Origin of the sequence: Chryseobacterium sp. 3008163 (assembly GCF_003669035.1) — a bacterium.
Taxonomy (GTDB): domain Bacteria; phylum Bacteroidota; class Bacteroidia; order Flavobacteriales; family Weeksellaceae; genus Chryseobacterium.
The window spans coordinates 4,144,414-4,168,381 of sequence record NZ_CP033070.1 but is presented as its reverse complement, the minus strand read 5'-3'; the positions used below and the strand labels follow the sequence as shown (position 1 = coordinate 4,168,381).

General features: G+C 34.9%; 22 protein-coding genes. 14 read left to right on the top strand and 8 right to left on the bottom strand.

Annotated features, from left to right (window positions below):
- Positions 1-122 precede the first annotated feature (122 nt).
- From EAG08_RS19295 to glgB, 4 genes are all read right to left on the bottom strand, one after another.
- Positions 123-1,163 (bottom strand): polyketide cyclase, encoded by a 1,041-nt coding sequence (locus tag EAG08_RS19295; protein ID WP_129536860.1) that lies wholly within the window; start codon positions 1,161-1,163, stop codon positions 123-125.
- A gap of 72 nt (positions 1,164-1,235) precedes the next feature.
- The gene (locus tag EAG08_RS19290) at positions 1,236-2,504 is read right to left on the bottom strand and encodes a glucose-1-phosphate adenylyltransferase (protein WP_129536859.1); all 1,269 of its coding nucleotides are present in this window, start codon (positions 2,502-2,504) and stop codon (positions 1,236-1,238) included.
- A gap of 80 nt (positions 2,505-2,584) precedes the next feature.
- Positions 2,585-3,991, bottom strand: coding sequence for a glycogen synthase (locus EAG08_RS19285; RefSeq protein ID WP_129536858.1), 1,407 nt, complete (start codon positions 3,989-3,991; stop codon positions 2,585-2,587).
- A gap of 2 nt (positions 3,992-3,993) precedes the next feature.
- A complete protein-coding gene (glgB, locus tag EAG08_RS19280; protein WP_185145198.1) occupies positions 3,994-5,940 on the bottom strand; it encodes a 1,4-alpha-glucan branching protein GlgB in 1,947 nt (648 codons plus the stop codon).
- 219 nt (positions 5,941-6,159) lie between these two features.
- On the opposite strand from glgB, the gene EAG08_RS19275 reads away from it, so the two are divergent.
- The 10 genes from EAG08_RS19275 (at position 6,160) to EAG08_RS19235 (ending at position 15,682) form a co-directional block, all read left to right on the top strand.
- A complete protein-coding gene (locus tag EAG08_RS19275; protein WP_129536857.1) occupies positions 6,160-7,281 on the top strand; it encodes an alpha/beta hydrolase in 1,122 nt (373 codons plus the stop codon).
- 3 nt (positions 7,282-7,284) lie between these two features.
- On the top strand, positions 7,285-8,700 hold the full coding sequence (locus EAG08_RS19270) for a M17 family metallopeptidase (protein WP_129536856.1): 1,416 nt from the start codon (positions 7,285-7,287) through the stop codon (positions 8,698-8,700).
- A 140-nt stretch (positions 8,701-8,840) separates the two neighbouring features.
- Complete coding sequence (locus tag EAG08_RS19265; RefSeq protein WP_129536855.1) at positions 8,841-10,052, top strand: acetyl-CoA carboxylase biotin carboxylase subunit family protein; 1,212 nt, start codon at positions 8,841-8,843, stop codon at positions 10,050-10,052.
- Between the two features lie 140 nt (positions 10,053-10,192).
- The gene (locus EAG08_RS19260) at positions 10,193-10,906 is read left to right on the top strand and encodes an alpha/beta hydrolase-fold protein (protein ID WP_129536854.1); all 714 of its coding nucleotides are present in this window, start codon (positions 10,193-10,195) and stop codon (positions 10,904-10,906) included.
- A gap of 48 nt (positions 10,907-10,954) precedes the next feature.
- Positions 10,955-11,908: a RimK family alpha-L-glutamate ligase gene (locus EAG08_RS19255; RefSeq protein ID WP_129536853.1), complete on the top strand. Its 954-nt coding sequence runs from the start codon at positions 10,955-10,957 to the stop codon at positions 11,906-11,908.
- 23 nt (positions 11,909-11,931) lie between these two features.
- A complete protein-coding gene (locus EAG08_RS19250; RefSeq protein ID WP_129536852.1) occupies positions 11,932-13,050 on the top strand; it encodes a carboxylate-amine ligase in 1,119 nt (372 codons plus the stop codon).
- Between the two features lie 33 nt (positions 13,051-13,083).
- Positions 13,084-13,917 (top strand): type 1 glutamine amidotransferase, encoded by an 834-nt coding sequence (locus tag EAG08_RS19245; RefSeq protein ID WP_129536851.1) that lies wholly within the window; start codon positions 13,084-13,086, stop codon positions 13,915-13,917.
- 75 nt (positions 13,918-13,992) lie between these two features.
- A complete protein-coding gene (locus EAG08_RS19240) occupies positions 13,993-14,970 on the top strand; it encodes a hypothetical protein (RefSeq protein ID WP_228446655.1) in 978 nt (325 codons plus the stop codon).
- The gene (locus tag EAG08_RS22420) at positions 14,955-15,176 is read left to right on the top strand and encodes a hypothetical protein (RefSeq protein ID WP_228446654.1); all 222 of its coding nucleotides are present in this window, start codon (positions 14,955-14,957) and stop codon (positions 15,174-15,176) included. The genes EAG08_RS19240 and EAG08_RS22420 overlap by 16 nt, the downstream gene beginning before the upstream one ends.
- Before the next feature lie 35 nt (positions 15,177-15,211).
- A complete protein-coding gene (locus EAG08_RS19235) occupies positions 15,212-15,682 on the top strand; it encodes a hypothetical protein (RefSeq protein ID WP_129536850.1) in 471 nt (156 codons plus the stop codon).
- Positions 15,683-15,782: 100 nt separating this feature from the next.
- On the opposite strand, the gene cphA is transcribed toward EAG08_RS19235, so the two are convergent.
- The gene (gene cphA, locus EAG08_RS19230; RefSeq protein WP_129536849.1) at positions 15,783-18,410 is read right to left on the bottom strand and encodes a cyanophycin synthetase; all 2,628 of its coding nucleotides are present in this window, start codon (positions 18,408-18,410) and stop codon (positions 15,783-15,785) included.
- A gap of 196 nt (positions 18,411-18,606) precedes the next feature.
- Here cphA and EAG08_RS19225 point away from each other — a divergent pair, with 196 nt between their 5' ends.
- The 3 genes from EAG08_RS19225 to EAG08_RS19215 all read left to right on the top strand — a co-directional run bounded on the left by EAG08_RS19225 (position 18,607) and on the right by EAG08_RS19215 (position 20,735).
- Complete coding sequence (locus EAG08_RS19225) at positions 18,607-19,491, top strand: cyanophycinase (protein WP_129536848.1); 885 nt, start codon at positions 18,607-18,609, stop codon at positions 19,489-19,491.
- 61 nt (positions 19,492-19,552) lie between these two features.
- Positions 19,553-20,395 carry an isoaspartyl peptidase/L-asparaginase gene (locus EAG08_RS19220; protein WP_129536847.1) on the top strand — a complete coding sequence of 281 codons (843 nt, stop codon included), beginning with the start codon at positions 19,553-19,555 and terminating at the stop codon, positions 20,393-20,395.
- A 97-nt stretch (positions 20,396-20,492) separates the two neighbouring features.
- Positions 20,493-20,735 (top strand): YtxH domain-containing protein, encoded by a 243-nt coding sequence (locus EAG08_RS19215; RefSeq protein WP_129536846.1) that lies wholly within the window; start codon positions 20,493-20,495, stop codon positions 20,733-20,735.
- A 52-nt stretch (positions 20,736-20,787) separates the two neighbouring features.
- On the opposite strand, the gene EAG08_RS19210 is transcribed toward EAG08_RS19215, so the two are convergent.
- On the bottom strand, positions 20,788-21,585 hold the full coding sequence (locus EAG08_RS19210) for a class I SAM-dependent methyltransferase (RefSeq protein WP_129536845.1): 798 nt from the start codon (positions 21,583-21,585) through the stop codon (positions 20,788-20,790).
- A gap of 9 nt (positions 21,586-21,594) precedes the next feature.
- Positions 21,595-22,131, bottom strand: coding sequence for a PH domain-containing protein (locus EAG08_RS19205; RefSeq protein WP_129536844.1), 537 nt, complete (start codon positions 22,129-22,131; stop codon positions 21,595-21,597).
- A gap of 115 nt (positions 22,132-22,246) precedes the next feature.
- Here EAG08_RS19205 and EAG08_RS19200 point away from each other — a divergent pair, with 115 nt between their 5' ends.
- A complete protein-coding gene (locus EAG08_RS19200; RefSeq protein ID WP_129536843.1) occupies positions 22,247-22,510 on the top strand; it encodes a DUF1883 domain-containing protein in 264 nt (87 codons plus the stop codon).
- 40 nt (positions 22,511-22,550) lie between these two features.
- Here the strand turns inward: EAG08_RS19200 and hisS are convergent, their stop codons facing one another.
- The gene (gene hisS, locus EAG08_RS19195; protein WP_129536842.1) at positions 22,551-23,918 is read right to left on the bottom strand and encodes a histidine--tRNA ligase; all 1,368 of its coding nucleotides are present in this window, start codon (positions 23,916-23,918) and stop codon (positions 22,551-22,553) included.
- Positions 23,919-23,968: the final 50 nt, after the last annotated feature.

Below are 23,968 nucleotides of genomic sequence, written 5' to 3'. Positions count from 1 at the left end.
TTACAGTTGGTCTATTTATTAAATTTTGTTAGTCGTATTAATCTTCAAATTTAATAAAAAAAACCGACTTGGGACAGCCTCACACTATTAAAAAAAATATAAAGGAATGATTTGTATCATATTTATTTATAAACAGATAACGAAAGCTTCATATTGACATCCTGATTCTCTAAAGGCTGCTCTATGAATGTCTGATAAATGTCACCATATCGCATTTCGTCAGTTTTCGCTTTTTGCATTAATTGTTGAATTGCTTTTACTCTTCCTGCGTAAGTTCCCTTATAATAAATCACATAATTCTGAGTCGGACTGACGGATCTGAAGCTGAAATTATTGTCATTAACTCCAAATTTCTTCGATAAAGGAATTCCGAAATAATAAGAAACTTCATTGTCTTTGAAATTATCTGCATCAGTAATCAGGATTGGGTAACCAAATTCATCATCTTTTTTACCTAAATCCATCGTTATATAATTGTAAACTTTATTGTAATTCATCACAATATTTTTGTACAATGCATCTTTTTTATTGGATGTACTTACGCTTACTCCCAAGATCATCTTTGCGTCTTCTTTCTCCACAATCAGACTGTCGTATTTTATCGAAGCCAGTTGATTGTCTTTTGAAACTTTGTTCCCTAAAACATTCTTAAGATTCACCATGCTCTTGTCGATATTATCGGTAAATTTATCTTCGGTCCAGAAATTCTGAGCTCTCGTTAAAACAGATAATTTCGGAGTGTGTACAAACCAGGTAATTTTTGTCTTTTCTGCTGAAACGACTTGAAATTTAACATCAATTAAAGTCGGGTTTTCATCCTCGTCTTCAAATAACTGATATCTTAAAGTTTTGTTTGGATTTTCGTAGCGGATAAACATTTCGCCACCGTCTTCACTTTTCGGATCATTATAGCTGATAGCACTTCCCTGCCCTTCGTAAGGTGTGTAATAATCGATGGTAATGGTTTTTGAACTCGTAAAGAAATTATTCCATCTTGTGAAATGCTGTAAATTATTAAACTGATTAAACACTTTATCTAAAGGAAAATCAATCTCTTTTTCTACTTTGAAACTTTTGCTTTCGTCAACGAAAAAGTACATAGAAGCTGCATAAGCTCCCACAAGCAAAGAAATAATTATGGCTATGATTTTGAAAAAACGCATCGCACAAAAGTAATACAAATAAAAAAAGTGACCAATATATTGATCACTCTAGTTTCTATGTTGTTTAAATTATTATCCGATATGGGTTCCGGGAGGCAAAACAGCTCCTTTCTTCACAACGACAATTCCGTCCTGAACAGAGTGTGTTCCGTAATCTCCGTCTTCCATGTGCTTACCACCAATGATTCTCACATTATCGCCGATATAACAGTTTTTATCTAAAATTGCTTTTTCGATATAACAGTATTTTCCGATTCCCATATTGGGTTGCCCTTTGCTGTCATTTATAACAATTTCTTTTGTGTTTTGATAAAAGTCGGCACCCATTACATAAGAATTCACGATTGTACTTCCTTTATCTATCCTTGTTCTATGGCCTATGATTGAATTTTCAATTTTATCTGCCATAACGATACAACCGTCACCAAAAATCGCCTTACTTACATAAGAACCGTTGATTTTAGATGGCGGAAGCATTCTCGCTCTAGTATAAATCGGTGAAGACGAAAAGAGATTAAACTGTGGAAAATCTTGACAAAGATCTAAATTCGCTTCGTAGAAAGATTCGATGGTTCCAATATCCGTCCAATATCCTTCATATTGATAGCTTAAAGTACTGTACTTCCCGATTGAGCTTGGGATAATATCTTTACCGAAGTCATCACCCGCTCCATCCTCAAACATTTTCTTTAAAATAGATTTTGTGAAAATGTAAATTCCCATTGAAGCTAAATATTCTTTACCTTCCATTTTATTTTTATCTGAAACTTCAGACTGCAAACCGTTGAGAAGGTCGTAGCTTGGCTTTTCGATAAAAGAAGTGATATTTCCTTCTTCATCAGATTTTAGAATACCAAAACCTGTAGCATCTTTTGCATTCACCGGAATTGTAGCAATCGTTACATCACCACCATTTTCTATATGGAAATCAAGCATTGCATTAAAATCCATCTGATACAACTGATCTCCCGAAAGAATCAAAATATATTCATAGTCATATTTTTCTAAATGCTTCATCGATTGACGCACGGCATCGGCAGTTCCCTGGAACCAGCTTTCATTCTCAACATTCTGCTCTGCGGCTAAAATATCTACAAATCCTTTACTGAAAATATCAAAATGATAAGAATTTTTGATATGTGCATTTAATGATGCTGAATTGAACTGAGTAAGAACCAAGATTTTATTTAAACCTGAATTCAAACAGTTAGAAATAGGAATATCCACCAATCTGTACTTTCCGGCAATCGGGACAGCGGGTTTTGATCTTGAATAAGTTAATGGAAAAAGCCTTGTACCTCTACCTCCTCCCAAAACGATTGAAATAACATTTGGATTCATAAATTTATTTGTGGTTTATCTTATTATTAGTATACTTTTTTGAATAGTTTGAATTTATTTTAATTTTAAAAGGTAAAATTTTAGTTCTTGTATAAAGCTAAATATTTTTCCGCAGATTTCTCCCATGCAAAATCAAAATTCATATTTGAAAGCACCAAATCATCCATCGCCTTTTTTTGATTGTAAATCGCCAACCCCCGAACCATCGCATGAATAATATCATCAACTCCCGGATAGGTAAAATTTAATCCTGAACCGCCTGTAGAAATATCTTTAACGGTATCTCTCAATCCGCCAGTATAGCTTACAACCGGAACTGTTCCGTAACGCATAGCATACATCTGATTAAGACCGCAAGGCTCTACCCTTGAAGGCATCAACAAAAAATCTGCCGAAGCGTAGATTTTATGAGATAAATGTTCTTTATATCCGATATCTGTGGCGAAATTTGCATAAACAAAGTTCAATTCCTTTAATTTATCTTCAATATAAGCATTTCCGGAACCTAAAACGATAATATTTAAAGCACCATAAGTCTGTTTAATACTTCTCCAGACCACTTCAGGGAGCAAGTCGGCACCTTTTTCTGTGGCAAATCTTCCAATGAATGCAAAAAGCGGCAAATCTGGGTTTAAACCGTATTCCTTACAGAGCTTCTGCTTATTTTTCTTTTTAATTTTAAGGACATTTTTAGAATTGTAATTAAAATCAAGCATCGGATCAGTTTGTGGATCCCAGACATCGGTATCAATTCCGTTGATAATTCCGTAGGCTTTTCCAAACTCATCACGAACAAGACTTTCCAAGCCTTTAAAACTAACAAAAAGCTCTTCCAAATATCCTTCAGAAACCGTTGTGAAAGCAGTACAACATTTAATCATACTAGCCAAAGGATTAATAAATCCGTTCCAGTCGAGAAGTCCCCATTTATAATGATCAAAAGCGGGCATAAAATGAATCATATCCCAACGCATCATTCCCTGATATTCACCATTGTGAATAGTGCCTATCGTTTTTACTCCTTTTAAAAATTCAAACTCCGGACAATGCTGTACCATAAAAGGAACTAATCCTGTATGATAATCATGACAATGCAAAACATCAGGACGAATCTGCATAGCCGTCAGCCAGTGCAAAATACCTTGCTGAAAAGCCAAAAACTGAAAATTCTCATCCTGATACCCGTAAGGATTTTCACGATCTAAAAGCCCCGAAATTTTCACCATAAACAATTCAAACCCCAAAGTGTTTGTTTTCTCTTTCATGACCTGAATCTGAAGCATATTCTGCCCTTGGTGAATAAAACCGTCAAAAACCACTTCAAACTCGTGATCGTAGACAAAAGATTTATTGTACCAAGGCATTACCACTTTGGCATCAACATCTTTTATTTTGTTCTGATACTTTGGCAAAGCTCCCACAACATCTGCCAAACCTCCTACTTTGGCAACGGGATAGCATTCTGTGCTAAGGTGATAAATTGTCATTATTATTTTTTATGTTGTTTTATTCTACTCAATTTATACTTTCTGTCTTTTTTCATTCTCAAAACGATTCCGGCAAGCGGCGGCAGTTTCAGGAAAATAGATTTCGGACGGCTCATCCATTCTTCATTTTCTTCTCTGAAAATGTTTGTTTCTACTCCACTTCCATTATATTTTTTGTCATCAGAATTGAAAATCACTTCCCAATGTGTTCCTTCATTTACTCCAACTTTATAATCAAATGTATTTGGGGTCAGATTTAAAATAACCATCAGAACATCGTCTTTCTTTTTTCCTTTTCTTAAATAAATCAAAACGGAATTATCGGTATCATCAGCTTCTACCCATTCAAAACCGCTTGGGTTAAATTGATTTTCGTAGAAAGCTGTTTCACTTCGATATAAATGATTTAAATCTTTCACTAAATTCTGCAAACCTTTATGAATTGGAAAATCAAGCAAATGCCAGTCTAAGCTTTGTTTAAAATTCCATTCATTGGTCTGCCCAAATTCATCTCCCATGAAAAGCAGCTTTGCACCCGGATGCGTAAACATATAAACAAAAAGTGCCCTTAAATTAGCAAATTTCTGCCATTCGTCGCCTTTCATTTTATAAATAAGACTTGCTTTTCCGTGTACCACTTCATCGTGAGACAAAGGCATCATGTAGTTTTCATTAAACATATACATGGATGCGAACGTCAGCTTATGATGATGATGTCTTCTATTTTCGTGCTCTTCTTTAAAATAATCTAAGGTATCGTGCATCCAGCCCATCATCCACTTCATTCCGAAACCTACCCCGCCTTCGTGAACAGGTTTTGTAAGCAGAGGAAAATCTGAACTTTCTTCTGCAATGGTGATAATATTGTTTCCAAATTCTTTATAAACCGCCGTATTAAATTCCTGCAAAAAGGCTTTTGCTTCTAAATTGACATTATCTCCATAAATATTCGGTTCCCATTCGCCTTCATTCCTTGAATAATCCAAATGAAGCATAGAAGTAACTGCATCTACACGCAAACCGTCGGCATGATAACGATCAAGCCAAAACATGGCATTGGAAATTAAAAAAGACTTCACCTCATTTCTTCCGTAATTAAAGATGTAGGATTTCCAATCGGGATGAAAGCCTTTTCTCGGATCTTCGTGCTCGTATAAATAACTTCCGTCAAATCGATGCAATCCATTGGCATCCCCCGGAAAATGCGAAGGAACCCAATCGAGAATCACTCCAATATCATTTTTATGAAGCTCATTGATTAAGAACATTAAATCCTGCGGTGAGCCGAAGCGTGAAGTTGCCGCAAAAAAACCAGTAATCTGATAACCCCAACTCGGATCATAAGGATATTCCATCACTGGCATAAATTCTACATGGGTAAAGCCCATATCTTTGATGTAAGGAACTAACTTTGCTGCAATATCTGTGTAGTTCAAAAATTTCTCCGGAAAATCTTCATTTCTGCACCAAGATGCCAAATGCATTTCGTAAACAGAAATAGGAGATTCTAAACTGTTATTTTTCCAGCGTTTTTCCAGCCATTCTTCATCACTCCACTCATACCAATTCGTAGAGACTAATGATGCCGCCTGAAGATTCTGCTCCCAGCTCAGTGCGTAAGGATCACTTTTTTCTAAAATTTTACCTAAATTTTCTATGGCATATTTATACAAAGTTCCCCAGGTAAGTCCGGCAATAAAGCCTTCCCAAATCCCAGAACCATCCCAGCGTGGAAAAAGAATATGATCTTTGTGATTCCAATTATTAAAATTCCCGATAACGGAAACTTTTTTTGCATTGGGAGCCCAAACCGAAAAGTAAACTCCCTTTACGCCATCTTTTTCTACAGAATGCGCACCGAATTTTTCGTACAAGCGATAATGCTTACCCTCTTTAAAAAGGTAAACGTCATGGTCTGTGAAAAGTGTATAGGTTTTTACCGAGTTCATCATAGTGTTTTTTCCGTCAGATTGGTCATGAGCAGTCATTATAAAAAAACCGAAAAAGATTTTATGTTAAACAGTTTATCAATAAGTATCGATGACTATCAAATATATAAATATTTCCTTTGCTAAAGACTGTTTTTTATTAATTTTAATTAACTTAAATAAAAAGATTTTTTCTATTTTTATGAGTTTAATATATTTACCTACTTTTTAAACACAAATATGAAGTTTACACTTTACACAAGTGAAGCCGATGAAAGGCCGATATTTATAACCGGAAATTTTAATACTTGGAATCCTAAAGATCTCCTATATCAACTGACACAAATAGATCCCAACAATTACTACATCGAGATATTTGATGAGTTTCTTCCTAACATTGTAGAATTTAAATTTACAAAAGGCGGCTGGGAAAATGTAGAACTTGATCAGTATGGAAGTATTACCCCAAATAAGAAAGTTTTAAAATCTGATGGTGAAGTTTCTCACAGAGTTGAAAAATGGAGATATAATTGGGGACCATTTAAGCAGGAATTTTTTCCTATTGTTGAAATTATTTCAGAAGAATTTTACATTCCACAGCTTGACAGACACCGTAAAGTCTGGGCACTTCTTCCTTATGATTATTATGTTTCAGACAAAAGCTATCCGGTGCTCTATCTTCAGGATGCACAAAATTTATTCAACGAAGGAAGTCCGTACGGAAATTGGGAAATTGATAAAAAACTTTCTATCTTGGCAGAATATGGTCGTGGTGATGTTATTATTATCGCTATAGAGCATGGAAGCGAAGAAAGAATTAAAGAATATATTTTTGACAACGATAATGTGGCAAACGGTTCTGAAGGCAAGAAATATATCCGTTTTATTACAGACACTTTAAAACCTTTCGTTGATGAACATTATCGAACCAAAAAAGATCGAGACAATACAGGAATTGGCGGAAGTTCTCTTGGTGCATTAATCAGCATTTACAGCGGATTTTTGTATCCTGAAGTTTATTCTAAATTATTGATTTTCTCCCCGTCACTTTGGGTAGAGCCGAATAACAATTTCCCGATGATGAGCTTCAGAGTTCCGTTTAAAACTAAAATTTATCTCTATGGTGGCGAACAGGAAGGTTCTAAAATGGTAAAAAGAATTCAGGTTTTTGAAAATTATCTCAAAAGATGGGAAAAGAAAAATCTTTTCGATTTTGAATTTAAAACCAACATCAATCCTGAAGGATCTCATAGCGAATTTTACTGGTCTCAGGAATTCCCAAGAGCAATCGAATGGTTATTTTACAACAATACAGAAAATCCGGTGGAAGTTACTCCACATCAGGATTCTATTAAAAATTAAATTATGAACTTACTCAATAAAAGAAATAAAAATTACGCACAGGTTTTCACATTATTTACAGAAGAAACCTGGACAGAAAACAGCAAAAATTACAATAAAAACATTTCGATTCTATTCTCAGGAAAGAAAAATGAGGTTTTCATCGATGCTCAGGAAGGGGCCATCACTTATTTTATCGGACTTGGAAAATCTGATCTGCAGAATTTTGAATTTCAACAGGTGGCGATGAAATTTTCTCAGAGTCAAAAGAAAAATTTTCAGACTGTTCCAACTTTGATTTCAGCTGATTTCATTAATGAAAAACAGTTTGAAGAGTTTGTAAAAGGGCTTTTCCTTGGAACTTACAACTATCCGTTTGAGAAAAACCATCCGTTTTGGAACGAAAAATTTGAGTTTCATTTTGGAAATTTAAGTCAGAAAAAATTAGACGTTATTTCCAGCAGAGCCGATGCGCTTTGCGAAGGACAAACTGCCTGTCAGGATTGGCTTAATAAACCTGCCAATTTAAAAAGACCCGAAACCGTCAATACCTATCTGAAAAATTTAGCTAAAAAAAATCAGCTTAAATATACTGTTTTCAATAGAAAAAAATGTGAAGAACTAGGATTGGGAGCATTTCTTTCTGTAAACCAAGGAAGTGCTTATGATGCTGCATTTACTATTTTAGAGTATAAAACAACCTTTAAAAATGCTAAAACCTTCGGCTTGGTAGGAAAATGTGTCCTTTTTGACACCGGCGGAATTTCCATCAAAGCATCAGACAATATGCATTACATGAAATCTGATATGGGTGGCGCAACAGCGGTGATAGGCGCATTGATTTACGCTTCACAAATGCAGTTACCTGTGAACATTACTGCAATTTTACCAATTACGGATAATGCAGTTTCAGAAAACGCTTATCTTCCGAGCGATGTGATCACAGCCTACAATGGAAAAACAATAGAAGTCCTGAATACCGATGCAGAAGGCAGAATGACTTTGGCAGACGGACTTTCATATCTATCTAAAAACTTTAAAACTGACGTTTTAATTGATCTGGCGACGCTCACAGGAAGTTCCGTAAGAATGTTTGGTGATACTTGTGGCGCCATGTTTTCTAATAATGAAGAATTAAAGAATCTTTTAATAAAAACCGGTGACAAAACCAACCAGAGAGTTTGGAATTTACCGCTTTGGGACATCTGGAAAGATGATTTTAAATCTGATGTTGCCGATTTTAAAAATATCTCAATGAAACCTATCGGAGACTGTATTGTTGCCGCAAAATTTTTGGAAGAATTCATTGAAGGACATCCCAATTGGGCACATCTCGATATTGCCGGAGTTGCCTTTGGAAATGTAGGATATGCTAAAGATAAGGCTGCAACAGGCTATGGTGTTCAATTATTAGCCGATTTAATTGAAAATTATCACTAAAAATTAGTTTATTTCGAAATTTCTCTGTATAATTGATTAGTGATTTTCAAATACGCATTGATTATTGATTTTTAACATTAAAACATCAATAAAAAATTGCTTTTATTTTTGAATATTCATCAAATTTAAAAAAACATTATATGGAGGAGAAAACTATTGTATGCATTTCGTGCTATTACAAAGGTTACGATTTTATGGACGAGATGAAGAAACTCGGCAATAAAATCATCTTAGTAACATCAGAAAACCTCAAAGAAAAAAATTGGCCGTGGGATGCCATTAGCGAGGTTTTCTATATGCCCGAAGTGAAACCGTCTGTCTGGAATCTTGACCATCTGATTCAGGGGTTTTCTCATCTGATGAAAACCCGAAAAGTCGATGCTGTAATTGCTTTAGACGATTACGATGTTGAGAAAGCCGCACTCATTCGTGAGACATTCCGTATTCCGGGGATGGGACAGACGACACACCGTTATTTCAGAGACAAATTGGCCATGCGCCAGAAAGCTAAAGATTCAGGAATCAATGTTCCGGAGTTCACCGCAGTTTTTAATGATCATGAGGTGGATACCTTCACCAATAAAGTCCCTGCTCCTTGGGTTTTAAAGCCTAGATCTGAAGCATCAGCATCAGGAATTAAAAAACTGAAAACCAAAGAAGAACTTTGGGGGGCATTAGAAAAACTGGGCGAAGAGCGTCATTTATTTCTTTTAGAAAGCTTTAAACCAGGCGATGTTTATCATGTTGACAGTTTAACGTTCAATAAAGAAATTGTTTTCACTTCTGCCTCAAAATATCTCGCTCCCCCAATGGAAGTTTCTCATGAAGGCGGAGTTTTCAGAACCAAAACTTTAGGAAGATACTCCGATGAATTTAAAGCATTAGACGAAGCCAATACGAAAGTTCTGATGAATTTTGGCTTACTCAACGGTGCCACTCACACAGAATTTATCCGCGGAAAAGAAGATGGAAAATGGTATTTCCTGGAAACATCATCACGAGTTGGCGGTGCACATATTCCTGATTTGGTGGAAGCTTCGAGCAACATCAACATCTGGCGTGAATGGGCGAAAATTGAAGACGCGCTTCTAAGAGGAAAAAATTACCAAGTTTCTAAACCTACAGGTTATTATTCAGGATTAATCGTTGCTTTAATTAAAGATAAAGAACCCGATTACAACCAATTTGAATGTGAAGAAGTCGTAAAATTTCTTCCAATAGATTATCATGTAGGGATTGTTTACAAATCAAATGATTCTGACAAGGTTGTAGAAAGACTGGATCGTGCAGCAGAAAAAATCCATGCACATCTTCTCAATATTATTCCACCAAAAGAAAAACCGACAGCGTAACGATTATTTATCATTAAATTAATTGACATTCAGTAACTTATTAATTTAAAATGAATTAATTTAGAGTTTGAGTAATGATTTAATTAAATACGATTTCGCCTTAAAAATTTAAACACAAAAAAACTAAAAATCTATAGTACATGCCACATATAGAACACACAGATTATTACTCGAACATATTAGGAACAAGCCTTAAAGTAGAGGTTACAGGACATTTCGGTTATCCGATTATCATGTTCCCCACTTCGCAAGGACAATATACGCAAAACCATGATTTTCATCTCAACAGCAGCATCAATTGGTTTGTTGAACAGGGAAAAGTAAAATTATACAACATTCAAACAATTGATGCGTGGAGTTTTTATGACGAAAAAATTTCGCCTCAACAAAGGATAAGAAATTACGAAAAATATGTGCAATTTCTGATTCAGGAATTTGTACCCTACATTCAAAAACTTCATGGCACTCACCGTGTAGCAGTTGCAGGAGCAAGTTTCGGAGGATATCACGCATCAAATTTTGCATTCAGATTTCCGGATGTGGTTTCTCATCTATTCTCCCTTTCTGGAGCGTTCAGCATTAGGAATTTTATGGACGGATATTCTGACGAGTTGGTTTATTTCAACTGTCCGAGGGAGTTTGTAAAAAATGATGAAGCCTGGAAATACAAACACATGCATATCGTTTTGAGCACATCAGACGAAGACATTTGCAAAGATAAAAATATAGAAATGGCCAATATTCTGCGTGCAAAAGGAATTGATTTCTGGTACGACGAAAAAAGATGGATCAATCACGACTGGCCGCTTTGGAGAATGGCTTTCCCTAATTTTATCGGAACATTCTTTTCTTAAAATTTAAACAATTCAAATATTAATAGTAAATCATTAAAAAGACAAATTATGGCAAAAAAAGTAGGAATTTTATTCGGGATGGAAGATACATTTCCTTGGGCATTTATCGACAAAGTAAACGAATTAGGAAAAGGAGAAATTGTAGCTGAAGCGGTGACAATTGATAAATTGGAGCAGGGAGCAGATTACGGTTATGCAGTAATTATCGACCGAATTTCTCAAGATGTTCCTTTCTACAGAGCTTATCTAAAAAATGCAGCATTGAACGGAACTTACGTTATCAACAACCCATTTTGGTGGAGTGCGGACGAAAAGTTTTTCAATAACGCTTTGATGTCTAAATTGGGAATTCCGTTGCCAAATACAGTTTTGCTGCCTTCTCACGAAAGACCGACTGATACTACAGAAACATCATTTAGAAACCTGAAATTTCCTCACGACTGGGACTATATTTTTAATTATGTTGGCTTTCCGGCTTATATGAAGCCTCACGACGGTGGTGGCTGGAAAAGTGTTTACAGAGTAGAAAGTCCGGAAGATCTTTGGGACAAATTATCAGAAACTGAGCAGCTGGTTATGATGGTTCAGGAAGAAATTGTGTTTCAGGATTATTACAGAGTGTACTGCTTAGGTAAAAAATATGTTCACATTATGCCTTACGAACCGAGAAATCCGCATCACTTGAGATATGCAACGACCCATCAGACGGAAGGTAAAGATTTAGAAAAATTATTAAAAGTGATTCATGATTATACCATCAAAATGAATGAAGCTTTAGGATATGATTTCAATACGGTAGAATTTGCAGTAAGAGACGGAATTCCTTACGCAATTGACTTCTGTAATCCTGCACCTGATGCTGACAGAAACTCTGTAGGTGAAGAAAATTTCGCATGGATTGTAGAGCATTCAGCAAAATTGGCGATCGAAAAAGCAAAAGAATATGTTCCTGGAAAACAAAATATATCTTGGGGAACTTTCGTAAAAGATTCAGTAAAATAAAACCAACAAAACACAAATTAAAAATGCATCAGTTTACAATTGGTATTGAAGAAGAGTATCAGATCATAGATTTAGAAAGCAGAGATTTAGTTTCGCATGTTTCAAAAATCATCGAAGGCGGTAAGGCTGTTTTAAGTGAAAACTTAAAGCACGAAATGCACGAATCTATGATTGAAATGGAAACCGGAATTTGCCAAAATATACAGGAAGCTCAGGCAGAATTGACGAATTTGAGAAGACATCTCATTAGAACAGCACACGAGCAGGGGCTTCGTGTTTCTGGAGGCGGAACGCACCCTTTCTCAAATTGGGAACACAACACGATTACCAACGGTGAACGTTACAACAAAATCGTAGACGATATGGGCGACGTTGCCCGTGGAAATCTTATTTTTGGTCTGCATGTTCACATTGGGATTCCAAATCGTGAAGAAGGAGTGAGAATTCAAAATGTGATGCGTTATTTTCTGCCGCACGTTTATGCACTTTCAGTAAATTCACCGTTTTGGATTGGAAGAAATACAGGATTCAGATCTTACAGACAAGAGATTTTCGTTAAATTTCCAAGAACTGGAATCCCGAGTTACTTCAATTCTTTAGCAGAATTTGATAGCTACGTTGATCTTTTGGTGAAGACCGGAACAATCGATAATGCTAAAAAAATATGGTGGGACCTGCGTGTTCACCCATTCTACCCTACTATTGAATTCAGAATTTGCGACATGCCCTTGAGAATCGAAGAAACGGTTTGTCTGGCAGCTATTATGCAAAGTTTGGTGGCAAAAATTTATAAACTGCATCAGCAGAATTTAAGTTTCAGAAGCTACAGAAGATTATTGCTTAATGAAAATAAATGGCGTGCTTCAAGAGACGGAATTCATTCTCACTTAATTGATTTTGGGAAAGAAGAATCTGTTCCTTATGCGGATTTATTGAAAGAATTACTTGAATTTATCGATGATGTTGTAGACGATTTAGGATGCAGAAAAGAAGTAGAATATGCATGGAAGATTTTGGAAAACGGAACTGGTGCAGACCGACAACTTGCGGTGTATAAAGAAACCGGAGATCTGAAGAAAGTCGTTGATTACATGATATCTGAAACTGAATACGGCATCACGCACAGCGAAAATGTTTCATAATATTTTTAATAACTTTGCATAAAATATGAAGTTATGAGAGATGTAAGAATTGCTTTGCTCGACATGAATAATAATCATGTGAATCAGGGATTTAAAAATATTAAAGAAATTTCTGAGGCTTTCAAGCAGCAGTCTGAAGAAAATATCAGCATCAAAGTTTTTGATGTCCGTTTTAAAAATGAAATTCCGAATATAGAAGATTTTGACATCTTCATTTCATCCGGAGGTCCGGGAAACCCGCATCGTGAAGGATTTGAATGGGAAGATAAATTTGCAATTTTTTTAGATTCAGTATATCAATATAATCAGGAAAATGAGACAAAAAAGTATTTGTTTTTAATTTGTCACTCTTTCCAATTGGCGAGCATTCATTGGGATTTGGGAAATATCTGCAAAAGAAAATCTTACTCTTTTGGAGTGATGCCAATACATAAAAGTGAAGAAGGTGAACAAGAATTTTTGTTTAAAAATCTTCAAGATCCTTTCTACGCAGTAGATTCCAGAGCTTATCAGTTTATTGAGCCGAATGTTGATCGTTTTGAAGAATTGGGAATGAAAATCGTGGCCATTGAGAAATTCCGTCCGCATATCAATTTAGAAAGAGCTGTTATGGCGATTCGTTTTTCGGATGAGATTTTCGGAACGCAGTTTCACCCGGAAGCCAATCCGGCAGGCATGATTGAAAACCTGAAAGACGAAAAAAACAAAGAAGCCATGATTGAAAATTTCGGAATGGAAAAATATCTCGAAACGGTAGACAGAATGGATGACGAAGATAAAATCATGTTGACACAGGCTCAGATTTTACCAAGATTTCTGAGGTTAGCAAAAAAAAACATTTTGAGAGAAATTGAGGCAATGGCTTAAATTTTCATTAAAATAAATTAATAATAAAAATCGAGCACAACTGCTCGATTTTTTAAAATCACAAAGAAAAAGAATATGATTCCAAAATACAGAAAACAGTTTAATCAGGAGTTTAGTCAGGAAAAATATGAAGAGTTTAAAGAAATTCTAAAAGAAAAAAGCGGATTACTCCCTTCCTTCAGACTTTCTGAAAGTCCGATGTTTCTTACCAATGAATTTAAAAACAAACTTATTGATGCCAGTGAAAGCATTATCGATCAAATCAAAGCTTTACCCGCAGGTACTTTAGAAAAAGCGATACCAGAAAACTGCAAAGTACCCAACGATACCACAAAACCTCATTTTTTCACTATTGATTTTGGAATCTGCAGAAGTGAAAACGGAGAAATAGAACCTCAGCTTATCGAATTGCAGGCTTTCCCATCTTTATATGCTTTTCAGAAAGTGTTTGAGGATACTTTTTCTGAGATGTATCCTTTTTTAAATGAAATTAAAAGTAAAATTCCTCAGGAGGAATTTCAAAATTATATCAAAGAATTGATTGTCGGCGATGAAAATCCCGAAAACGTCATCTTACTCGAAATTTATCCTGAAAAACAAAAGACTGCAATAGATTTTGCTCTGACGGAAAAATTGCTGGGAATAAAAACGGTTTGTCTTACCAAAGTAAAAAAGGAAGGGAAGAAATTATTCTATGAAAATAATGGTCAGAAAATTCAAATCAACAGAATTTACAACCGTGTGATTTTTGATGAATTAGACAGAATTCCCGACCTGAAACTTGAATTTAATTTCCGTGAAGAAGCTGATGTAAAATGGATCACGCACCCGAATTGGTTTTTCAAAATTTCAAAATTCTTGTTGCCGATGTTGAAACATCAGTTCGTGCCAAAAAGTTACTTCTTACATGAATTTCCAGAAAATGAAAGCCTCGAGAATTTTGTTCTGAAACCATTATTTTCATTTGCAGGAAGTGGAGTTAATTTAAATCCGACAAAGAAATCACTGATGCGATTGAAGATAAGGAAAACTATATTTTGCAAAGAAAAGTAACTTACGAACCTGTTTTTGAAGACATTAATGGAGAATTTTCAAAAGCCGAAATCCGTTTGCTTTACATCTGGAGAGAACAGGACGAACGTCCGATTTTGCTTGAAAATTTGGGAAGAATGACGAAAGCTGCGATGGTGAATGTAGATTTCAATAAGAAAGATGCCATTTGGATTGGAAGTTCTAATGCGTTTTTTGGAGAAGAATAGACTAAAATGATGAGAAAAATTAAGTTTTCTTTTTATTGATATTGGGTTTAAATTCTTTAATCTTCTGTCAGAAAAATGAAGTTTCATTAAAAGAAGAAGCAAGACAATTTTCTCTTGATTTTGTGAAACTTTACTTCCAAAAAAATTGTAAAAATTATGATCTGGTTTCTGAGTCTGTAATCATTCTTGATGGCGATGGCATTGTTGAGAAGAAAAATTTAAAAGATAAACTCTGCAAATCATTTAATTCGGCAATTCGTAATAAATCTAAGACTTATAAAGATTATCTTGAAGATTATACGATTGAAATTTATACACCTCAAGAACTAATTGAGAAAAGTGGAGTAAAACTTCCAGACTATTATATTCCAACTGAAACAGATTATTTTTTCTTTGGTCATAAACTTAAAGATGACAAAAAAGAAAATTTCATTTGGGATGATATGTTCATTTTTATGGTTAGAAAAGAAAATAATACGTGGATTTTTAAAGGGGCAAGTGGCTAAAAACTATATCTAATATAAAAATAAAAAACCTCAGAAATTTCTGAGGTTTTTTTATGGTAATAGTTTTCGGCGGGCTTCTTCGAAGCCCGCCGAAAACTATTTAAAATTTATCATCTTCAAGCAATTCTCTCGACTGATAATCCTGCACCAAATCTATGGCATTAGAAATCACATCACTCAAAGCGGTAATGAAGGTACCTTCTTCAGCCATTCCCATTGCGTGTTTTAGTGCATCGATTTCTTTTGGAATCGTCTCATAACTTACATCTTTTCCTGAGCCCTGCATTCCATCGATAATCAAGCCATTAATTTCTTCCTCAGTTCTCCCTCTAAGATGCTTTTCGTTTCTTATAATGATATGGTCAAACATTCTACCTGCAATTTTTCCACATAATCTGATATCTTCATCACGACGGTCTCCTACACCAGAAATAATTCCTATTTTCTTGGTAGACTCTACATTTTTAAGATAATCTTCGATTGCTTCATATCCCGCAGGATTGTGAGCAAAATCGATGAGAACTTTAAAGTTTTTAAAATTAAATACATTCAACCTTCCCGGAGTCAACTGTGCACTTGGAATAAATGTACGAAGGGAATTTGAAATATCCTCAATCCCAAAACCATAAAGGTAACATGCTAAACTTGCAGCCAAAACATTATCGATCATGAATTTTGCCTTCCCCTCCATTGTAATCGGAAAATCTTTCACTTTTCCGATTCTGATTTTCCAGTCACCTTTTTTGATGGTGACATATCCTTCTTCGTAGACGCATGTTGTACGGCCTTCTTTAGCAAATTTTTTGATATGTTCGTTATTTTCATCTAAACTGAAAATAGCCACATTACTCGGTAAATCATTGATGATTCGCATAGAATATTCATCCATTGCGTTCAGTACGCTCCAGCCATTTTTCTTTACGCTGTCTAAAACTACCCTTTTTACTTTCGTTAAATCTTTCAGGTTATGAATATCATTTAATCCCAAATGATCTTCTTTAATATTGGTTAAAACTCCAATATCACACTGAGAAAAACCTAAACCAGAGCGGAGAATTCCGCCTCTTGCTGTTTCTAAAACTGCAAATTCTACCGTAGGATCTTTTAATATAAATTCAGCAGATATAGGACCCGTAGTGTCACCTTTCGTCAGCATCGTATTCTGAATATAGATACCGTCTGATGTTGTGAAACCAACTCTGTATCCGTTATTTTTCACAATGTGTGAAATCAATCTTGTCGTTGTCGTTTTACCATTGGTTCCCGTCACCGCAATAATCGGAATCGTAAACTGCTTTCCTTGAGGATACAACATATCTACAACCGGCGCAGCAACGTTTCTCGGAAGACCTTCGCTTGGTGCTAAGTGCATTCTGAAACCTGGAGCAGCATTTACTTCAATGATGGCTCCACCACTTTCTTTTAAAGGCTGGGTAAGGTTTTCTGCCATAATATCAATTCCGCAGACATCTAAACCGATGATTTTAGAAACCCTTTCTGCCATCGTGATGTTTTCCGGATGTACCATGTCGGTAACATCGATAGAAGTTCCACCCGTAGAAAGGTTAGCGGTTGATTTAAGATAAACAACTTCTCCTTTTTGGGGAACTGTATCTAAAGTATAATTAAGTTTTTCGAGTAATTCGGTAGTATCTTTATCAATTGCGATTTCGGTAAGCACATTTTCATGCCCATAACCTCTTCTCGGATCTTGATTTTCTTTGTCAATGAGCTGCTGAAGATTCATTTCTCCATCTCCAACCACATGCGCAGGAACACGTCTTGCTGCAGCAACCATTTTATTATTAATAACTAAAACTCTGAAATCGTAACCAGTAATATATTTTTCAACAATTACTTTATTTGAATATTTTTGAGCATGTTCTAAACCGATTTTTGCAACTTCCCAATCATTCACATTGATAGAAGATCCTTTTCCGTGGTTCCCGTCCAAAGGCTTAAGTACCACAGGATATTCAATCTTCCTGATAACACTTTGCAACTGCTCTTCATTGGTAACCAAGTCACCAATCGGAACCGGAATTGCTGCATCGTGCAACATTCTTTTTGTCAGTTCTTTGTTACAGGCAATATCTACAGCAATTGAGCTGGTATTTCCGGTAATGGTAGCCTGAAATCTCTGTTGATTAACACCATAGCCTAATTGCACCAAAGAATTTGTACCCAACCTGATCCATGGAATTTTTCTTGAAACCGCTTCTTGTACAATACTTCCTGTGGATGGACCTAAACGTACACGTTCTCTGATTTCTTTTAATCTTTGAATACAAGCATTGATATCATATTCATCTCCATTAATTAATGCATGAGCAATCTCAACAGCTTGTTCGGCAGCGTAGATCCCTGTATTTTCTTCAATATAATCAAATACTACATTATAGATACCCGGAGATTTTGTTTCACGAGTTCTCCCGAATCCACATTCCATACCTGCAAGAGTCTGAATCTCCAAAGCAATGTGCTCTATGACATGCCCCATCCAGGTTCCTGTTTCTATACGGTGGAAAAAACCGCCATGTGTACCTTCTGAACATCTATGAGTGATGAGTGAAGGAATCAATTTCTCTATTCTTTCACGGAAGCCTTCAATTTTATTGGTGGGAAAATTTTCCATCTCTTCAAGATCCAAACGCATCTGTATCAACTTCTTTCTTCTAATACTCCAGATATTAGGACCCCTCAAAGCTTGTATCTTCTCAATTTTCATAATTTAGTGTCGAAATTTATATTAATGAAATTATCTTTTAAAATCAAAGATAATGTAAAACCTTAAAAAAACCACAGTCTAATTAAAGATTTATTAAAAAAGTTTAAATTTTACAATCAATTTAGAATCAAAGCAAATACGTTAAATACCCCTCAATATTTTCTCAACAATTAATAATTTTCTAACTTTGCGAGCTATGAAACCTGTTGGAAAATTAATTATTATCGGTGGAGCTGTTAATAAAGGCAGTTTCTCCGAAACCGATTACGATCAGAATATTGAAAAAAACCTTAACTTTTTTGAAAGAGGAATTTTAAGAAAAATCATCACTGAATCTAAGAATAAGGAAAATTCAATCATTGAAGTAATCACTACAGCATCCCAAATCCCTCAAATTGTAGGTGCCGAATATAAAAAAGCTTTTGAATTTTTAGGAGCAAAAAACGTTAACATTCTTGATATTCACAACCGTGAAGAAGCAAACTCTGATGCCATAGTTGCCCGAGCAAATGCTGCCGATGTAGTAATGTTCACGGGTGGTGATCAGTTACGATTAACTTCTATTCTTGGCGGAACAAGATTTCACGATACCATTCTGCTAAAATATATGGAGCAGGATTTTATCTACTCCGGAACTTCTGCTGGAGCTGCAGCTGCATCTGAAAATATGATTTACCAGGGAAGCAGTTCTGAAGCACTTTTAAAAGGAGAAATAAAAACCACACAAGGATTAGGTTTGATCGACAATGTGATCGTTGATACACACTTTGTACAACGTGGCAGAATCGGGCGTCTTTTTCAGGCTGTAGTCAATAATCCGAGAACTTTGGGAATTGGTTTGGGTGAAGACACAGGATTGTTTATTCACAACGACTCAATGACCGCTGTTGGTTCAGGACTTGTAATTATTGTTGACGGAAGATTTATTAAAGATACCAATCTTACCAATATCAATTTGGGTGAACCAATTTCCATCGATAATCTGACTGTTCACGTCATGTCAATGAATGACCACTATGATTTAACGACGAGAAAATTAACGATAGAAAATTCTCAATTTAATCCGATTCCACAAACGTAAAATAAATTTAAAGTGAAGTTTTTCTTCACTTTTTTTATATATTTAAAATTAAATAATCGACATGAAAATTATAATCCACGGAGGTTTTTTCTCTGAAAGCGACCAAAGCCACGAGGTGAAAGTTGCTAAACAAAACTCTTTAAAAGATATTGCCAAAAAAGCGCATCAATATTTAGAAAATCATTCTGCTTTTGAGACCGTTGCGTATGCAGTTTCTCTTTTGGAAAATGATGAGTTATACAATGCAGGAATCGGCTCGCAAATTCAAAGTGACGGAATTATCCGAATGAGTGCTGCAATAATGGATGGTGAAACGCAGAAAATGAGCGGTGTTATAAATATTCAGGATGTGAAGAATCCGATTTTTGTGGCAAAAGATTTAATGAAAGAAGATGATCGAGTTTTAGGCGGAAGTGGAGCAAAAAAATATGCTTCTGAACACGGATTTGAAAACTTTTCAACTGAAATTCCTCAGCGAAGAAAAGAATACGAAGCTAAATTAAAAACTGGCGGAAAAGGAACTGTTGGTTGTGTTGCTATTGATAAAGATGGAAAATTAGCAGTTGCTACATCTACAGGAGGAAAAGGTTTTGAAATTCCGGGAAGAATTTCAGATTCTGCGACAGTTGCAGGTAATTATGCTAATGAATTTTGTGCGGTAAGTTGTACAGGAGTTGGTGAAGACATTGTAAGCAATGCAACCTCAGCCAAGATCGTCACAAGAGTAACAGACGGAATGAATCTGGAAGAAGCTTTTAGTAAAACTTTTGCAGAATTAAAAACAATTGACGGCTTCGCAGGTGCCATTGCCATTGATAAAGACGGAAATTTCTATCATCAGGATTCATACCCTACTATGGTTTTCGCAAGTTTTGACGGAGAAAATTTTGAAATCTTTAATTAAATTTTAACATATATTTATCAATCCCATTTATTTTTTGGCACGTATTTTACATACTTAGTTGTATAACAATTTAATATAACTTTTAAAATCAGAAATCATGGGAAATAAGACAAACGGATTATTAGCATTACTAGGAATTGGAGCTCTTGCATATTGGAAATACAAAAAATCTACTCCAGAAGAGCAACAAGCTGTAAAAGATAAAATTAACAGTGCAAAAGACAACCTTAACAAATGGGGTAACGATCTGAAAACAAAAGCAAACGATGTTGCTTCACAAGCTCAAAATAAATTTGACGAAGCGAAAGCTAAAGTTGAAGATACAGCTTCAAATATCTAAGATTAGATAACATTTTTAATATTATTTACATTCATATAAAAAGAAGTCATCATTACGATGACTTCTTTTTTGCTTTTATGGCATAGACCATTGGGATTTTATTTCCAAATTTTGTAATCCTCCATTTTCCTTTTTCAAATTCTTCAACATGCCTGAAACACGAGTATGGTGACCAATCAAATTCTCTGAAATTTTCTAAAACTAAATTTTTATTAATTAAATTTTGTAAAACATCAGACAAAGGGTGATTCCATGAAACATAATCCTGAACAATATTCGCAGAAGAATCTGCATAAGTTCCTTCTAAAGTTTCAGTAATTGGTTTTTCATTAAAATAATTGTAAGCCACACCTTCAAAATCATCATCGTACATCCAAACAACAGGATGAAATTCTGCCATTACAAATTCTCCGTCGGGTTTTAAAAAATGACTAACAACATTTGCCCATTTATCCAAATCTGGTAGCCAGCCGATTGTTCCGTAACTTGTAAAAACAATGTCAAATTTTTGATCTAAAACATTGGGAAGATTGTAAACATCTGTGCAGATAAATTCAGTATCAGTTCCGCATTGTTTTGCTAAATCTTTCGCAGCATCAATAGCTTTATCAGATAAATCAACTCCTGTTACTTTCGCACCCATTCTTGAAAGAGAAATAGAATCCTGCCCAAAATGACACTGTAAATGCAAAATACTTTTTCCTTTTACATCTCCCAATAAATCTAATTCGATAGAATTAAGAGAATTTCTTCCTTCTAAAAATTCATCTACAAAATAGAAATCGGACTCGAGATGAGGTTCTACTCTTGCGTTCCATGAGTTTTTATTGATGTCTAAATAATTTTCCATAATTAAATTTTAAAGTTGTTCGAGTAGTTTTTTCTTCTGCTCAATAAATTCGTCTTCAGTCAAAACACCGCTTTCTTTTAATCTTCCTAATTGCTCCAACTGATCAAGAATGGTGGGTTCGGACTTCTGTTGAGCAAATTCTTTCGGACGAGACATGAAATTACGTACCTTTTCGCAAAATAACTCTGCTTCATACTTTCCTACTCCATCAATCTCAACAACATCTCCAGAAACATTCACATCAATTGAAGCTAACATAAATGAAGTTTCGTACTGAATAGAAGCTACTTTATCGTAAGAGTAATCTTCAACTTTCAGCCCGTACATGAATTCTTTATCGATAAAAATCAGTCTTCTGTCTGTTCCTACTAAAACAATATGATGCTTTGTTGTTTTATTTCTTCCTTCGACCAAATAGACTATTTTCTCGTCTGCCGAAAGTATATTGGGTAATTCACGAATTTCTTTTCTCGCAAAGAAAGTAGGATTGATATCTAATTGGTTGAGTTCGTCTTTTATTTGTTGTAATCTTGATTTTTCGCTCATTGGTTTTTGTTTTAAATATTAATCATAACAAATTTAATTATTTTGATTTATGGTTAACCATAAGGAATTAATAAGTTTTATAATTTATTTTGAGCATTAATAAAATTTTAATATTATGAAATATCAATCTTATGATTTAGGTCAATTAAATGGAAATGAAACTGTAGAAGTAACTTTAAAAGGAAATTCTGCAAATGTGAAATTAATGGATAGTATAAACTTTTCAAATTATAAATCTAATAGGAAGTATAATTTTTTTGGAGGACATGTTACTAAATCACCTTTCAGAATTAGTATTCCTAGAGCAGGAAGATGGTTTGTGGTTATTGATCTAGGTGGATATGCAGGAAATGTGAGTTCATCTGTTAGAATTCTTTAATAACAAGGGCATTATAATCTAATAATGCCCTTATTTAATTTTACCCTAAAAACTCTTCCAAAGAAACCGTTTTCTGTTCACCAGCTTCCAAATTTTTAAAGGTTACCGTTCTGTTTTTAATTTCTTCCTCGCCTAAGAAAACAAGATTTTTAATTCCTTTCTTTTCTGCGTAAGTGAATTGTTTGTTGATTTTTGCACTTTCAGGATAAAGCTCAGCAGAAATTCCTTTTTCTCTTAACTGAATGATTAATTTTAATGCTTCAATTGTTTCTTCACCACCAAAATTAGCAAACAGATATTCTACGTTTGAAGTAGCATCTTCAGGGAAAAGATTTAGCTCTTCCATCACAAGATAAATTCTGTCTAAACCAAAAGAAATTCCAATTCCCGGAACATTTTTCACCCCAAAAACTTCAGTCAGATTATCATATCTTCCGCCTCCGCCGATAGAACCCATCTGAGCTTCGTCAGCTTTCACCTCGAAAATTGCTCCGGTGTAATAATCTAATCCACGAGCTAAAGTAATATCGAAAACTAAATTCTGAATATCTACCCCTAAATTTAGAGACTGAGTAATTACAAATTCCAATTCTTCAACACCTTTTAGACCAATTTCGTTTCCAACAAATTTTTCTTTTAGCTGAAGAAGGTTTTCTAAAGCATCATTCGATTGCGTGAAAAGAAAATCTAATTTATCAATTGATTCCTGAGAGATATTTCTTTCTAAAAGTTCCTTCACTACTCCATCTTTCCCGATTTTATCAAGTTTATCTAATGCAACGGTGAACTCGATTAATTTATCCGTGATTCCGGCATACTCGGCCAAACCTGAAAGAATTTTTCGGTTGTTGATATGAATGGTTACAGAAACTTTTAATTCAGCAAAAGATTTTAGATACAATTGTACCAAATCAACTTCCTGCCAAAGACTTTCACTTCCCACCACATCAGCATCACACTGATAAAACTCTCTGAATCTTCCTTTTTGGGGACGATCTGCTCTCCAAACCGGCTGAATTTGAAAACGTTTGTATGGGAAGGTTAGTTTCCCATGGTTCATCGCAACAAACCTTGCAAAAGGAACTGTTAAATCATAACGAAGGGCTTTATCGGTAAGACTTTCAGCACTGAAAGGTTTATCTAAAGCTTTCTGAAAATCATTCAACATCTGAGTTTTTTTCTCGTCTTTCGCTTCGTTGATGCTTGAATTTAAAATTTTAAAAATCAAACGATCTCCTTCTTCTCCATATTTCCCTGTCAAAGTAGAAAGATTTTCAAAACTTGGCGTTTCCAAAGGCTGGAAACCAAAAAGTTCAAAATTCTTCTGTAATATATTGATGATGTATTTTCTTCTTGAAACTTCTAATGAGGTAAAATCTCTCGTTCCTTTTGCTAAGCTTGGCTTCATATCTTGATGAGTAATAAATAATGGGTAATGAGTAATTGCTTGCAAAAATA